Annotated in this window: 15 protein-coding genes and 1 other annotated feature; of the genes, 6 read left to right on the top strand and 9 right to left on the bottom strand. The window is 50.5% G+C overall.

Going from position 1 to position 14,140, the window contains the following annotated elements; translation table 11 throughout:
- Positions 1-60: 60 nt before the first annotated feature.
- Positions 61-338, top strand: a binding site (T-box leader).
- A gap of 48 nt (positions 339-386) precedes the next feature.
- Positions 387-1,370, top strand: coding sequence for a tryptophan--tRNA ligase (trpS, locus tag ABEW73_RS17385; protein WP_430166566.1), 984 nt, complete (start codon positions 387-389; stop codon positions 1,368-1,370).
- A 210-nt stretch (positions 1,371-1,580) separates the two neighbouring features.
- Here trpS and ABEW73_RS17380 read toward each other — a convergent pair whose 3' ends face one another.
- The 8 genes from ABEW73_RS17380 to ABEW73_RS17345 all read right to left on the bottom strand — a co-directional run bounded on the left by ABEW73_RS17380 (position 1,581) and on the right by ABEW73_RS17345 (position 8,281).
- Complete coding sequence (locus tag ABEW73_RS17380; RefSeq protein WP_430166564.1) at positions 1,581-1,823, bottom strand: hypothetical protein; 243 nt, start codon at positions 1,821-1,823, stop codon at positions 1,581-1,583.
- Positions 1,801-2,292, bottom strand: coding sequence for an MFS transporter (locus ABEW73_RS17375; RefSeq protein ID WP_430166563.1), 492 nt, complete (start codon positions 2,290-2,292; stop codon positions 1,801-1,803). Before ABEW73_RS17375 ends, ABEW73_RS17380 begins: the two co-directional genes overlap by 23 nt.
- A gap of 231 nt (positions 2,293-2,523) precedes the next feature.
- Positions 2,524-3,675 carry an ABC transporter permease gene (locus tag ABEW73_RS17370; protein ID WP_430166561.1) on the bottom strand — a complete coding sequence of 384 codons (1,152 nt, stop codon included), beginning with the start codon at positions 3,673-3,675 and terminating at the stop codon, positions 2,524-2,526.
- Positions 3,675-4,799, bottom strand: a complete 1,125-nt coding sequence (locus ABEW73_RS17365; protein ID WP_430166559.1) for an ABC transporter permease — start codon at positions 4,797-4,799, stop codon at positions 3,675-3,677. Before ABEW73_RS17365 ends, ABEW73_RS17370 begins: the two co-directional genes overlap by 1 nt.
- Before the next feature lie 28 nt (positions 4,800-4,827).
- A complete protein-coding gene (locus tag ABEW73_RS17360; RefSeq protein ID WP_430166557.1) occupies positions 4,828-5,763 on the bottom strand; it encodes an ATP-binding cassette domain-containing protein in 936 nt (311 codons plus the stop codon).
- Positions 5,764-5,975: 212 nt separating this feature from the next.
- Entirely contained in the window at positions 5,976-7,100 is a 1,125-nt protein-coding gene (locus tag ABEW73_RS17355; RefSeq protein ID WP_430166555.1) for a sensor histidine kinase, read from the bottom strand.
- Positions 7,097-7,741: a response regulator gene (locus ABEW73_RS17350; RefSeq protein WP_430166553.1), complete on the bottom strand. Its 645-nt coding sequence runs from the start codon at positions 7,739-7,741 to the stop codon at positions 7,097-7,099. Before ABEW73_RS17350 ends, ABEW73_RS17355 begins: the two co-directional genes overlap by 4 nt.
- Positions 7,742-7,936: 195 nt before the next feature.
- The gene (locus tag ABEW73_RS17345) at positions 7,937-8,281 is read right to left on the bottom strand and encodes a hypothetical protein (protein WP_430166551.1); all 345 of its coding nucleotides are present in this window, start codon (positions 8,279-8,281) and stop codon (positions 7,937-7,939) included.
- 96 nt (positions 8,282-8,377) lie between these two features.
- Here ABEW73_RS17345 and ABEW73_RS17340 point away from each other — a divergent pair, with 96 nt between their 5' ends.
- Entirely contained in the window at positions 8,378-8,731 is a 354-nt protein-coding gene (locus tag ABEW73_RS17340) for a TetR-like C-terminal domain-containing protein (protein ID WP_430166549.1), read from the top strand.
- A 79-nt stretch (positions 8,732-8,810) separates the two neighbouring features.
- Here the strand turns inward: ABEW73_RS17340 and ABEW73_RS17335 are convergent, their stop codons facing one another.
- Positions 8,811-9,860: an NAD(P)/FAD-dependent oxidoreductase gene (locus ABEW73_RS17335; RefSeq protein WP_430166547.1), complete on the bottom strand. Its 1,050-nt coding sequence runs from the start codon at positions 9,858-9,860 to the stop codon at positions 8,811-8,813.
- Between the two features lie 323 nt (positions 9,861-10,183).
- Here ABEW73_RS17335 and ABEW73_RS17330 point away from each other — a divergent pair, with 323 nt between their 5' ends.
- The 4 genes from ABEW73_RS17330 (at position 10,184) to ABEW73_RS17315 (ending at position 14,043) form a co-directional block, all read left to right on the top strand.
- On the top strand, positions 10,184-11,056 hold the full coding sequence (locus ABEW73_RS17330) for an ABC transporter ATP-binding protein (RefSeq protein WP_430166546.1): 873 nt from the start codon (positions 10,184-10,186) through the stop codon (positions 11,054-11,056).
- Entirely contained in the window at positions 10,980-11,957 is a 978-nt protein-coding gene (locus ABEW73_RS17325; protein ID WP_430166545.1) for an iron-hydroxamate ABC transporter substrate-binding protein, read from the top strand. Before ABEW73_RS17330 ends, ABEW73_RS17325 begins: the two co-directional genes overlap by 77 nt.
- Before the next feature lie 68 nt (positions 11,958-12,025).
- Complete coding sequence (locus ABEW73_RS17320) at positions 12,026-13,036, top strand: FecCD family ABC transporter permease (RefSeq protein ID WP_430166544.1); 1,011 nt, start codon at positions 12,026-12,028, stop codon at positions 13,034-13,036.
- Positions 13,033-14,043, top strand: coding sequence for a FecCD family ABC transporter permease (locus ABEW73_RS17315; protein ID WP_339268837.1), 1,011 nt, complete (start codon positions 13,033-13,035; stop codon positions 14,041-14,043). The genes ABEW73_RS17320 and ABEW73_RS17315 overlap by 4 nt, the downstream gene beginning before the upstream one ends.
- Positions 14,044-14,140: the final 97 nt, after the last annotated feature.

Raw genomic sequence — 14,140 nt, 5'->3', positions numbered from 1 at the left:
CATCTTGTTCTCTCTTCACATTTGAAAAGAGCAGCGCTGATGAATTTAAGAACAACATACCACACGGCTATGAGAAGAAATAGTAGCTTATCTCTCGAGGTCCAAGCGAACCGGCGAATGGTGCGAGGCCCGGTACCCCGGAATAAGTGAATGGATCTTCTGGCTTCAACCCGAACCTCCGCTCTGTGCCGGAGCAGTAGGCCTTGACGGCTCTCCACCGTTATTTGGGGAGATATGGCAGGAATAATGGTGCGTTTTTCCCCATTTCCACGTCATGCTAAAGAGCGACCGTACAGTCGAATTCGGGTGGTACCGCGGAGTTACACTTCGTCCCATAGAGGGATGAGGTGTTTTTGTGTTGTTCGCAAACAATCAGGAGGTGTGTTATGAAACGATTATTGTCAGGTATCAAGCCGAGTGGAGATTTGAATATTGGCGGATATGGAGGTGCTCTCCGTCAGTATGTGAAGCTGCAGCATGAGTATGAGTCCTATTTCTTTGTGCCGGATCTGCATGCGATAACGGTCTATCAGGATCCCATGGAACTGCACCAGCGCACGCGGGACATTGCCGCTCTGTACATCGCATCGGGCATCGACCCCGATAAAGCGACGATCTTTCTGCAATCACAGGTCCCTGCGCATGCCGAGCTCGGATGGTTGCTGGAGACGCAAGCGCATTTCGGGGAATTAAGAAGGATGACCCAGTTCAAGGAGAAATCCGAAGGACAGGAAGCGGTAAGCTCCGCGTTGTTCACGTATCCCGTCCTGATGGCTGCTGATGTGCTGCTCTACCAGGCAACGCATGTGCCTGTCGGTGACGACCAGAAGCAGCATCTGGAGCTGACCCGTGATGTAGCCGAGCGCTTCAATAACCGGTATGGACGCACATTTACGCTTCCCGAGCCGATCATTCAGGATATTGGCTCCCGCATCATGGGCCTTGACGATCCGTCCAAGAAAATGAGCAAGAGCAATCCGAACAAGAACAGCTGCGTCCACATGATGGATACGCCGGAGGAGATCCGCAAAAAATTCTCCAAGGCCGTCACCGATTCCGAAGGCGAGGTCCGGCACGACTGGGAGCAGAAGCCGGCGGTCAGCAATCTGATCGAGATTTATTCCGTATTCTCCGAGGAAGCCATCCCTGTGATTGAGAAGCGGTATGAAGGCCAAGGATACGGCACGTTCAAGAAAGAATTGGCCGAGGTGGTCATCGAAAAACTTCAGCCGATCCAGGAGAAGTTCCATCAAATCGTGAATTCCTCCGAGCTTGATCGCATTTTGATGGACGGAGCGAAGCGGGCTTCCGAAACCGCAGTCCCAACACTGCTTGCCGCCAAAAAAGCGATGGGATTGGTCACGTTCTGAAAGAACCGAGAGGGCGTCCCCTTGATGACTGTTTCCTTATCGGGAATCAGAACAAGGGACGCCCTGCTTATTTTTGTTGGCTTGCCTTTTTACATTGTACACAAGCGCTACGCCGCTCTAGTCTGTCCCGCCTCGCCTTAACCTCATGGTTCTTCTTATTGCCGACTTATTTATTGAAATGCCTGCCATGTCGTTGCGGCCCCCTTGACATCATCTCCCTATCGTAACCGTAATCGTATTCCCTTGATCAGGAACGGTGATCGCCAAGATGCCGCTCTTCGAATCCGGGAAAGGACGCAGCTCGATTTGATAGGCGTCCGTACCGGCAACCGCCACGCCGCCCTTGGATATCGATTCCAGATGGGGATGGTAAATCAATGTCTCACCAACGGATGAAACGAAATCTATACTTAAACTGCCGTTATCATGATCATAACGGTATGCTAAGAGCACGCCGGCTGTCGCTTGCGGATAACGATTGATAGGCTATACTGTAAGCGGTTGCAGCTGTGTCGTAAATAAATAACAACCCGGTATACAGCAGAAAGATTAACCACTGATCCCATGCGGGATTAGACAGCATCATGAGGAAGGAGGCAACGATCATGAACGGCACCGTCACCCTCATGATATAGACATATTTCCCACGGTGCGCGCGATGCCTCATTCTGTCGATCCATACGCCCAGCACCGGGTCGTTAATCGCGTTCCAGATGTTATAGATAATGTACACCCAAGCGACATACTTCGGACTGAGACCGATGATATCCGTGTAATACTTCAAGAACACATTGTGGATGAGCACTCCTCCGACTGACAGGATCGGACCAGGAAGAGCCAGACGCCATTTCTTCCCTAAAGTCAGTCCGGTAGCAGTGAAGCGAAAGGCTTGGCGCAAGGCACTTCGCGCTTTACTCAACATTTTCCATCCCCCGATCGTTCAACGTTTCAACCAGATCCTGTATCCTGAACTCATTGTAAACCATGGAGTAACTCCAGATGAAATAGCTTTGTTCATTTTTTTCCAATAGATTTTTCGCCGGAAGAACGGGTTTTAGACTAATGAAAAAAGGAGCTGTGCTGGTTAAGCAAGCCCCTGATCGCTTATAGTCGGCCATCCTATGTGCAGTACAAGGTGACCTCACCATTAAATTTAAATATAGCTCTGTGTATCTCTATTTCTCCCAAACTTGTAGGTAGCAGTCAGCGATAAGGCCAAAGCAAAAGCCAGCAGAATCGCCACATTTAGCATGATGTCATTCAGCTTGCTTCCTTGCTGAAGCTTGCCAAACGTATCGAGCAGCCAATACTGCGGCAGGAAATCGGCGATTCGCTGAATCGCTTCCGGCATCACGGAGAGCGGGAATACGCACCCTGCCAGCAGCGAAGTCGGCATGATTACCATCGTCTGGATTCCGTTAGCCATCATGGTGCTGTCCGAGAACGCGACAATGACCTGCGATAAACTAACCGCGACCAGAGCGAACAGCGACAGGATCAGGAACATCTGCCACAACGGAATGCCTGGCTCGATGTGAAAGAATCGGGTCATAACAAACAAGGTGGCGGCAATCTGGATCATCATCAGAACGATGTTCACGATAGCATTCGAGAAGACGTAACTGCGGGCCGTAATAGGCGACGATAAGAGTCTATAGTACGTACGGTTCTCACGATCGCGGATTGTCAATGCCGATAGATTCACGGCAGAAAATAACATGAACACAACCAAGTATCCAATCGTCCGGTTGGTCATATCATGATTGGCCGATTGATCCGCAATCGTAGCCGTAGATAATTGAAACGTTGAACTGTGATAACCGCTGTATAAGTCGTTAAACGCGGCGGTATCGCCACCCGTTATAACCCCCATGGATGAAATATTCTGGACGTACGCGTTCAGATACGATTTGACATACCCCGTAACCTGAGCTCCCTTAATCGATTCGAGCCGGACCGGCTCGGGTGCCCCCTGAATTACACTTTGGGCAAACCCCTCGGGGAAGATCAGCACCGCGTCCAGCTCACCCGACACAATCAAGTCATCGGCTTCCGATTCCTTAATGACCGATGTTTCGGTATGTTCCAGGCGAGCGATAAAATCAATCGTATCCTGCGTGACCTTCTGTCCGACGTCGTGATTCACGATGCCAATGGTAACGGAAGTCTCTCCGGCACCCTTGTAGATTAAGGTGGATAGCAGAATACCGACAATGGGAAGCGCAATAACGAGCAGCAGATTTTTATAATCCTTCGACAAGGTCAATATGGTCTTACGAATGAGCCAGAGCATATCCTTCAACATTACAGCCCCTCCCTTCTTCGCATCGAAATCATGGCTATGGCCAACAGCAGGACGGAAAAACCGACATTCAGCATCATCGCCTGCATGGCGGCCGACCCATTGCTTGAATAGATGAGTTGCAGCAGCGCTTCATTGGACCAATGCAGGGGAGAGTATGTTGCAGCCTCCCTCATGAATCCCGTTGTGCTTGCAACCGGCGTATATCCTCCCCCAAAGAACGCAGCCAGTTGAATAATGACCATGATGACAGCCCCGGCTGCATTTCCTTTCAGCACATAACTGATGCCGAGTCCGAGGCTGAGCGCAAACAGGATCTCGGTAAACAACACCAGGAATACCATGATGGGGTTCTCACCCCAATACGCATTGAACATATACTTGCTGATCAGCACAACGATGATGACAAATACGGCATTGATCGCGAGTGTGCCCAATATTTTCCCGGCAAAAATTTCGGCTTTCGTCACCGGTGAGGCCAATAGGCGCTGCGCGGTGTTACGCTTTCGCTCACTATCGATTAATCCGCCTGCCGTCAAGGCGCTGTACAGAATGATCATCGTGGTGACCGCAATGGAAAAATAATCGAGTGAACCCGGCTGCCTCGCTCCCTGAATGGAAGCCTCAAGCACATAGCCCCTCCCTCCATCTTCCGCAATAAACGGCTTGCTCTCATATTCCGGATCGATTTTCGCTGCTGCGGCTGACAGCCGGTACCGGTCGGTGAATGCAGACAACATCCCCTGCACAATCCCGTTCTCTATGCTGTTGCGGCTGTTACCCTCGTAGTTGATACCATTACCGTCTATTTCCACGTAACCGGTGTATCGATTGTTTCTCACTTCCTGCTGTCCGTTCATGCCTTCCTTGGCCTGCTCAAAGAGCATGCCCGATGAACGTTGTGCCTCCTGCGTGAATGCCTGCCATTGCTCCGTAAGCGCGGGTTCCGTTCCGCTGTCATGGTATAACACCTTGATGTCTCCAATCGCAGTACTGCCGTTAAAAGCGCTCGATAGCGCCGTCCCTAGGATCAGAATGAGCAGCACGGGCGTTGCCAGCATGAATACCAGCATCCGTACCTCCCGGACGATCTTCATCTCCTTTAGTGCGATTCTCAGTACGTTCATATCCTTCCACCCCCTCTTCCCTGGTCTGTTAATCCCGGAGGCTCCTGCCGGTCAGCGTCAGGAACACCGTTTCCAAATTCGGCTCAGAGGCTTGAACGGAACGAATCTCGATGCCTTGCGCCGTGAATTGTTGAATGATTTTATTCAAGTTATTGACCTCTGCATCGGAGCTGATGTGCACGATATTTCCCTTCACTTCAACCGCTTTGACGCCTGCAATCTCCTCCAACTTGCTCACTTCGAGATGGGCGGCCGATTGTACTTCAATTCCGATATCCTTCTGGTCCGTGATGATGGCCTTCAGCTGTGCCTTCGTGCCCTCTGCTATGATCTTGCCGTGGTCGATAATGGCAATCCTGGTGCAGAGCTCCTCCACTTCCTCCATATAATGGCTCGTGTACAGGATCGTGCTGCCCATCTCGTTCAGCTTCCTGACCGAATTCAGGATATAATTCCTCGATTGGGGATCGATGCCGACGGTCGGCTCATCCATGATGATCAGCTTTGGTCTGTGGGCAATTGCGCAGGCGATATTCAGTCGTCTCTTCATGCCCCCGGAGAAACTCTTCGGGTACATCTTATGTTTGTCGCTGAGTCCGACGAAGGCGAGGGCCTCCTCTGCCCTGCTCTTCAACTCCGATCCTCTCAATCCATACAATCCGGCAAAAAAATGAACATTCTCATAGGCGGTCAGATCCTCATATATCGCGACCTCTTGCGGAACCATGCCGATCTGCTGCTTCGCGAACTTTCGATGTTTCAACAGATTCTTGCCCAGAATATGAACCTCTCCTTTGGTCATGGGCATCAGCGACGATATGATGTTGATGGTCGTACTTTTCCCTGCTCCGTTCGCGCCGAGGAAGCCGAAGATCTCGCCTTCCCGTATATTCAACGACAACTGGTCTACCGCTATGAAATCCCCAAACTTCTTCGTGAGCCCTTTGATCTCCAGCACGTTCATACGTTTTTCGCCTCCATATTTATCCACGCATCAACCGGTGGACTTGATCTGTATGTATCGTACGAAAAAAGGATGCCCTTGCGATAGTGCACAAGTTCATCCTTATCCATGAGAATCTTCATGTTGTTGAGGACCCAAATCCTCACCCTTTTGGGGAGAGGAAATTCCCTCGGTCCAATCTCCATAGTCCGCCAAATCAAGCTTACCGAGTGTTAGCTGTAAGGAATCAAAGTGGTCACCGAGAAGCCGCTGGAGCCATCTACGATCACGGTTCCATTCACGACCGCTGCGCGCTCCTCCATGCCTACGATCCCAAGACCCTTGATGACCTTCTGCATGCCCTTGCCATTGTCGCTGACCTTGGCCTTGATCATGGTGCCCAGAACCTCAATATGTAACGAGACTGCCGTTGCATTAGCATATTTCATCGTGTTGGTTAACGCTTCCTGGGTGTTATCCTGAATGATTTTCCACTGCAGCGGCGTGATTCGATCCACATTGCCCTCATGCGTCAATACGGTCTTGATCGAATGCTGAGCGGAGAACTCCTCCAGAAATAAACGCATCCGGTTGATGCCGAGCTGTTCCGTAGGCGGCTTCACATTCTTCAGGACCAGCCTGATGCTCTCAATGCCTTCTTTGGAGATCGATATGGCATTCTGCAGCAGCTCGGCGGACTTGTCCGGATTCGCTGCCATCAAGCGCTTGGCCGCTTCCATCTGAATCAATGCACCCGTCATGGAATGCCCGATCTTATCATGAATCTCCTGAGACAGCCGGTTTCGCTCTTCCAGCTTGAACATGTATTCAAACTGCCGGATGTACTCATTATTTTCGCTTAGCCGCTCGGTCAGCCGATCCAGTTCAAGATGCATATGCTCATTCTGCTCCTGATAGGATGCGACTCGGCTTACAAAAGTTCTTAGCATCGTGAGATAGATATAGGATAGAACGGATATAAAGACATAGGTAATGACAAGTTCGTGAGGCACCATCAGCGCTGGAACCATCAGGGGGATCAGGATCATCCAGCTCCTGCGAAGACATAAAGACAGCAGCTCATACAGGTTCGCGGGAAGCAGCATGAACAACAGCGGATGGATGTAGAATGAGGAAGCCGCGACAACAAGAACAGCCAGTACCATGAAGAACGGCTGTACATTCCGGCTCTTGAAAATATAGACGGATACATTCACGGACAGGTAGAGCAGAATGACAAGGATATACCACGGTGTTATCGCAAGATCAGAGGCATAAGATTGGCCGATCACATACAGGAACAGAATCGTTTTAAAGCCGATGATCCACGATTCGGCATAATTTCGGCGTTCGCTCACTTATTCACTTCCCCCGTCAGATAAAAAATCGCAATCTGGGTTCGATGCTCAAGACCTGTCTTGCTGAGAACCGAAGTGATGTGATTGGCAATCGTGCCTTCGGAAATAAACAGCTTCTTCGAGATTTCCTTGTTGGCCAGCCCTTTGGCGATAAGCGCCATAATATCCAGTTCCCGTTCGGTGAACAGACTCCGGTCGAACTTGGTACCGCTGTCTTCCTTGTCCGGCTTTAGCCCGGATTTGATTTTATCCAGCACGACGTCCTGCAGCACATGATGGCCGTGGTACACGGTTTTGATCGCATCGCGAATCCGTTCCGGATCGTTATTCTTCAGCAGATAACCCTTGGCGCCGTTTAGGATCGCGTCGGTAATGTATTCATCGTCGTCGAAGGTCGTCAAGATCAGCGTTTTGGTCTTGGTACGCTCCGTGAGCTGTTTCGTGGCCTCAACGCCGTTTAGATTCGGCATCCGGACGTCCATCAGCGCCACGTCCACTTCATGCGCTTCACAATAGGCGACCGCTTCCTGGCCGTCTTCAACCGTTGCTACCACGTCGAACTCATCAAACGTGGCCAGAATGATTTTCATGCCTTCCCTGATAAAAGAGTTATCGTCCGCTATGATCACTTTAATCCTCAACTTACGCTCACACTCCCTTATTCAGGATTATACAGGCTGTCATCATGAAGAACGATAGTATTTTATTCACCTGAAGAAAAGGGTGACTGTCACGATGCTGAGCACCTCTGCCATGTTCCCGGCCACATGGTCCAACCTGCTTAAGCAGAGCAAAAAGCAGTGCGGGTACACACCCCACACTGCCCATTCGCCAGCCTATTCGATTAGTGCGTGTTCAAAAAGTCGGATTTTCAGCACCGAGGCAAGCAGCAGAACAAGGAAACCTCCGGCGACAGACCACAGTACGGCAGCATTCGCGGAAGATGCGGAAACTCTGTCAAAATACATTACATCTCTTAGAGCCGAAGCAGCAAAGCGCAGCGGCGTCCATGAGTACAGCCAATTCTGCGTTGCCTGCGGCAGAAACTCCGGTGCCATATTGAGAAGCGGCATCGAGAAGAACATCAGGACAAGATGCCCATAGCGGGGATTCCCATCCAGTTGAGCAGGGTCGACTGAAGGAGGAAAAAAGCAGAGCCGGCAAGCCACAACATCAGCCAAACTCGGTCCCCGTTAGCAAGCTCCATGCCATACCAGGAAACCGGAGGCTAGGCCAGCCAGCAGTAAACCAGCAGCCTGGATAAGATCAAAGAAGAGGTGCTTCAGAAGATTGAAAACATCGTGGTCCATATCGATCCCAGGGATTCCAGAGACTATGCAGAAAAGGGTGAGCCTTATCCAGCGTCAGAACAAATATTCGAGGAGCTCATCTTGCATGCCGCCTTCTTCCGAGCCATTATCGGCCCGAATGGGGACATATCCTTCGTTCGACAATTCGGGGAGTTCATGAAGGAGCATATGTTTGCTAAACATGCGTTTAGAATGCCCGCAGGTGATAATCAAATTATTCCGAGCGATTACCTGATTGCGTATATGACCTCCGCCAATATCGGCCTGGTCATACACTGGATCGAGTCCGGCATGAACAAATCCGCAAGAGAAACACAATAAAGAAACAAACAAAAAAGAGAAGCGGGGATTCCCTCGCTTCTCTTCTATACTTAATAACATAGGCACATTGCCTGCTTCGCTAATTGATCAATTGTTTCACTAATTCGCGATTGCGCTCCTTGAACACATCATTGTGCGAAGAGACCATCGCGTACTTTTTGGCATCCGGCTCGATGTACTGCTTCGCGCTGTTCACTGCGTTCGCGGCATCCTGGAAGGCGCCGGCAATGAGGTGCAGCTTTCCGTCAAAATGCAGGATGTCGCCCGCGGCATACAATCCCGGTATGGAGGAGTTACAGCTTGCGTTGCCCGCGATATAGTAATCATCCACCCGATGAATATCGAGTTTGCTGTTCTCCAGCAGCGACATATCCCGTTCATAGCCATGGTTAATAATCACTTCGTCCACGGCCAGACAGGAAACTTCCCCCGTCGCATTGTTGGTCAATTCTACCCGTTCAATCACCTCATGATTGTCTGAAGCAATGAGCTTCGTAATCGATGTATTGAGATGGCAAGTGGCCCTGCTGTTCATCAGCTGCTCGACCTGCGCTTCATGGCCTGACAATTCGTCCTTGCGGTAGGCCAGGTACACCTTCTTCGCCACAGGCTCCAGCTCGTTCGCCCAATCCACGGCCGAGTTTCCTCCGCCGGACACGATCACCGTTTTGCCCTTGAAGTGCTGCAGGGACTTCACCGTATAGTTCAGATTTGCCACCTCAAACCGCTCGGCTCCTTCAATCTCCAGCTTCTGCGGATTCAGGATGCCCCCTCCAACCGCCACAATAACCGTTTTGGACAAATGCACGCCGGAATTCGCCGTATGTAATTCGAACAACCCTTCCTCATTGCGGGCAATCGATTCAACCTTCTCGTTTAACAGCACTTCGGGATTAAACGTCAAGCCTTGCTGGACCATCTGTTCGATCAGCTTCGCACCCGGAACGGGTGTCAGCCCGCCGACGTCCCATATCATTTTTTCCGGATAGACGTGAACCTTCCCGCCAAGCATGGGTTGATATTCTATAATCTTGGTCTTCATGCCGCGCAGTCCACTATAAAAAGCAGAATATAATCCTGCTGGTCCTCCACCAATAACCGTTACATCAAATATCTCTTTCCCACTCATGCATTTCACTCCCGGTCTATAGATTAAAAGGCTGTTTGTGATCACCTTATAACGTAAATGATTATCATTATCAATTAGTATACGTTGCCTTTCTTCGTTTTACAATCAAACATTTAGAAAAAATTCATTTTGTCACAATTTCGCCTATATATAGGTATGTAACACCCTACCAATCTATATATGGATATTATTCGGATGAACATGAATATTATTTAAAATTTCCATTAAGATATTTATTGACAACGACGCGGCCCCCCATTATATTTATGGATGAAATTGAGAATCATTATCGTTTGATAGCCAACTACTCTGGAGGTGAAATGATGATTCGCCTAAGTACAGATCAAATAAGCGTCGGTTACGGCGAGAATCTGATATTGAATCGTCTTAATGTAGATATTCCCGATAAAAGAATCACAACCATTATTGGGCCTAACGGCTGCGGCAAATCCACTCTTTTGAAGGCTGTTACCCGCATTATTCCTTACCAGTCCGGTGCTGCCATTCTGGATGGAGAAGAAATCGCCAAGATGAACACCAAGCTGCTGGCGAAAAAGCTGGCCATTCTGCCCCAGACTCCAGAAGGACCGGGCGGGTTGACGGTGGGCGAGCTTGTCTCCTACGGCCGATATCCTCATCAGCGCGGTTTTGGCCGCTTGACCAAGCAGGATATGGAAGTGATTGACTGGGCGCTGGAGGTTACCGGAACCCAGGATTACAAATATCGCTCGGTGGATGCTCTGTCTGGCGGACAAAGACAGCGGGTGTGGATTGCGATGGCACTTGCTCAGGAGACCGAAATGATCTTTCTCGACGAGCCGACCACGTATCTGGACATGGCGCATCAGCTTGAAATCCTGGAACTACTGGAGAGGCTAAATATCGAGCAGGAGCGGACCATTGTTATGGTTCTGCATGATTTAAATCAAGCCGCCAGATTCGCTGACTACATTATCGCGATGAAGGACGGAGACATCATTCAGGCCGGAGATCCGGAAGCCGTCATCTCACACGACGTGTTGAAGAAAGTATTCCATATCGACGCCGAGATCGGCCGCGATCCGCGCACGGCAAAACCGATCTGCATCACATACAATCTATTAAAAGGAGAAAAAGAGGATGTACTCAAAACGGAGCAAAACGACAACTACGAAGAAACTACTCATCCCGTTTATAGCGCTGCTGCTCATTCTTAGTGCTTGCAGCAGCAAGCCTGCAGAGACAAACAGCAACAATACAGGAACGGCCGAAACACCTAAAACAGAACAAAGCGAAACTCCATCCGGGACCATTACATATGAGTCCGAGAACGGACCCGTCGAAGTACCTGCCAATCCACAGCGCGTGGTTGTGCTGTCCTCCTACGTAGGCGACCTGCTTGCATTGGGCGTTAATGTGGTGGGCGTTGACTCCTGGTCCAAAGCCAATCCTGCATTTGCGGACAAAATCAAGGATGCCGAAGAAGTTACGGATGAAAGCCTGGAGAAAATCATCGAGCTGGATCCCGACCTCATCATCGGCCTGTCCAATATCAAGAACGTGGATAAGCTGAAAGAAATTGCTCCAACGGTGACCTTCACCTACGGAAAAGTCGATTATCTAACGCAGCATCTTGAAATCGGCAAGCTTGTGAACAAAGAAAAAGAAGCCCAGGCCTGGATCGACGATTTCAAACAACGGGCGCAAAAAGCCGGCGAGGACATCCGTGCCAAAATCGGAGAAGATGCAACCGTATCCGTGATCGAGAGCTTTAATAAGCAGCTTTATGTATACGGCGATAACTGGGGCCGCGGTACCGAAATCCTGTATCAGGAAATGAAGCTGAAAATGCCGGAAAAAGTGAAAGAGATGGCATTGAAGGATGGCTATTATGCCCTTTCCGCGGAAGTGCTGCCGGAGTATGCCGGCGACTATGTCATTTTCAGCAAATTTGCGGATGCCGATACGTCCTTCCAGCAAACCGAGACGTATAAGCAAATCCCGGCGGTGAAGAATGGCCGCGTATTCGAAGCAGACGGAAACCGGATTTATTTTAATGATGCAACCACGCTGGAGTACCAGTTGGAGTTCATTACGGAACATTTTCTGGGCAAATAGGATATAGGCTGCCCTTGCTAGACTTATTTAGATTGAATATTACAACTTTAAGATGAAAAGATGATTCCATGACAATGCCTACGAAACGGTCCATTCCTTTTTCCATCCAATTGATTGCGGGCATCATCGTATTTATAGGCATGTTTGTCGTTGCGATGGTGTTCGGCGCAGCTGAAACCAGCATCAAGGATGTATGGTTTGCCCTTACCACCTCAATGGAGGGCGAGAAATTATCCCTCCTGCGCGAAATTCGCCTGCCCCGTGAGGTTGCCGCCATTCTGGTCGGAGCCGCGCTCGCGGTCTCCGGTGCCATCATGCAGGGCATTACCCGCAATCCGCTGGCGGACCCCGGCCTGCTCGGCCTTACCAGCGGGGCGAATGCGGCGCTGGCATTTACGCTGGCTTTCCTGCCGGCTGCCAATTATTTTGGCATTATGGTGGCCTGCTTCATCGGAGCAGCAGTCGGTGCCGTGATGGTCTTCGGTATCGGAGCCATGCGAAAAGGCGGCTTCTCTCCCTTGCAGATGGTGCTGGCTGGATCAGCCGTATCCGCATTCCTGTACGCCATCGCTGAAGGAATCGGCATTTATTTTAAAATATCCAAGGATGTGTCCATGTGGACAGCAGGCGGTGTGATCGGCACATCATGGGGGCAGCTGCAGACGATATTTCCGTTTATTCTCATTGGAATTATGATTGCCATCATGTTATCAAGACAGCTGACCATCCTTAGCCTGAGTGAAGAAGTCGCCGTCGGTTTGGGACAGAACATAACTGCTATCAAAGGCGTCCTGTTTGTCGTGATTGTCCTCCTGGCAGGAACCTCTGTGGCGTTGGTGGGGAATTTGGCCTTCCTCGGCCTGATGATACCCCATATCGTCCGCGGTATCGTCGGAACCGACTACCGCCATGTCATTCCGATGTCCGCCCTGGTGGGAGCTATCTTCATGCTGTTTGCCGACACGGTCGGACGAACGCTGCACGCTCCCTACGAAACACCCGTAGCCGCTCTGATCGCCATCATGGGATTGCCCTTCTTCCTGTTTATCGTACGCAAAGGAGGGCGGGGAATGTCATGATTCATCCATCGTTATTAAGAAAACAACGCATTACGTTTCTGGTCTTGTTGATCCTTACAGTGGTTACTGTCCTCGTTGGTTTGGGTCTCGGTTATTCGTCCGTTAGCTATGACCGAATTATTCCAACCCTGCTGGGCCAAGGCAGCTTCAAAGAGAAATTCATTATCTTCGATGTACGCCTGCCACGCATGCTCATTACTTTGCTGGCCGGAATGGCGCTGGCCTTATCGGGTGCCATTCTGCAGAGTATCACCCGAAATGATCTCGCGGATCCCGGCATTATCGGAATTAACTCGGGTGCCGGGGTTGGCGTGGCCGTATTTTTCCTGTTCTTCCCGATCGAAGCCGGCTCCTTCATTTACATGCTGCCCTTGGCGGCATTTATCGGAGCTGTGCTAACGGCCGTGGGCATCTACCTGTTCTCTTTCCGAAAAGGCGAAGGCCTGCAGCCCGTTAAATTGGTGCTTACCGGTGTCGGGTTCTCCATGGCACTCTCGGGCGTCATGATTGTGCTCACATCATCTGCCGAGCGGACCAAGGTCGATTTTATCGCCAAGTGGCTGGCTGGAGGGATATGGGGAACGGATTGGCCTTTCATTGTGGCGCTGCTGCCCTGGCTGATTATCCTGATTCCATTCACCCTGTACAAAGCGCAGCGCATGAATCTGCTGGGATTAAGCGATCCCGTGGGCATCGGCGTCGGCGTATCCATTGAGAAGGAGCGCATCGTGCTGCTTCTGGCCGCCGTAGCGCTTGCAGCATCCGCGGTGTCGGTCACAGGCGGCATCACGTTCATCGGACTCATGGGCCCACATATTGCCAAAGCGTTGGTTGGCCCGCGGAATCAGATGTACATTCCGATTGCCATATTGATCGGGGGCTGGCTGCTGCTGCTCGCAGACACGATCGGACGCAACATCGTGGATCCTGACGGCATCGCCGCTGGCATTATGGTTGCTATCATCGGTGCGCCGTATTTTGTATATTTGCTGCTTAAGAAAAAATAACCGTTATTCTCTTTCAACGGAACGCCTAATAGCCCCTATTGCACTCTTTCAGAGGTGTAATAAGGGCTGTTTTGTATGCGGTCACTCGCTTTTTTTC

Source organism: Paenibacillus lautus (genome assembly GCF_050482385.1).
Classification (GTDB): domain Bacteria; phylum Bacillota; class Bacilli; order Paenibacillales; family Paenibacillaceae; genus Paenibacillus_AQ; species Paenibacillus_AQ lautus_B.
Note: the sequence above shows the minus strand (reverse complement) of the source record. Positions and strands in the feature narration are given on the sequence as shown.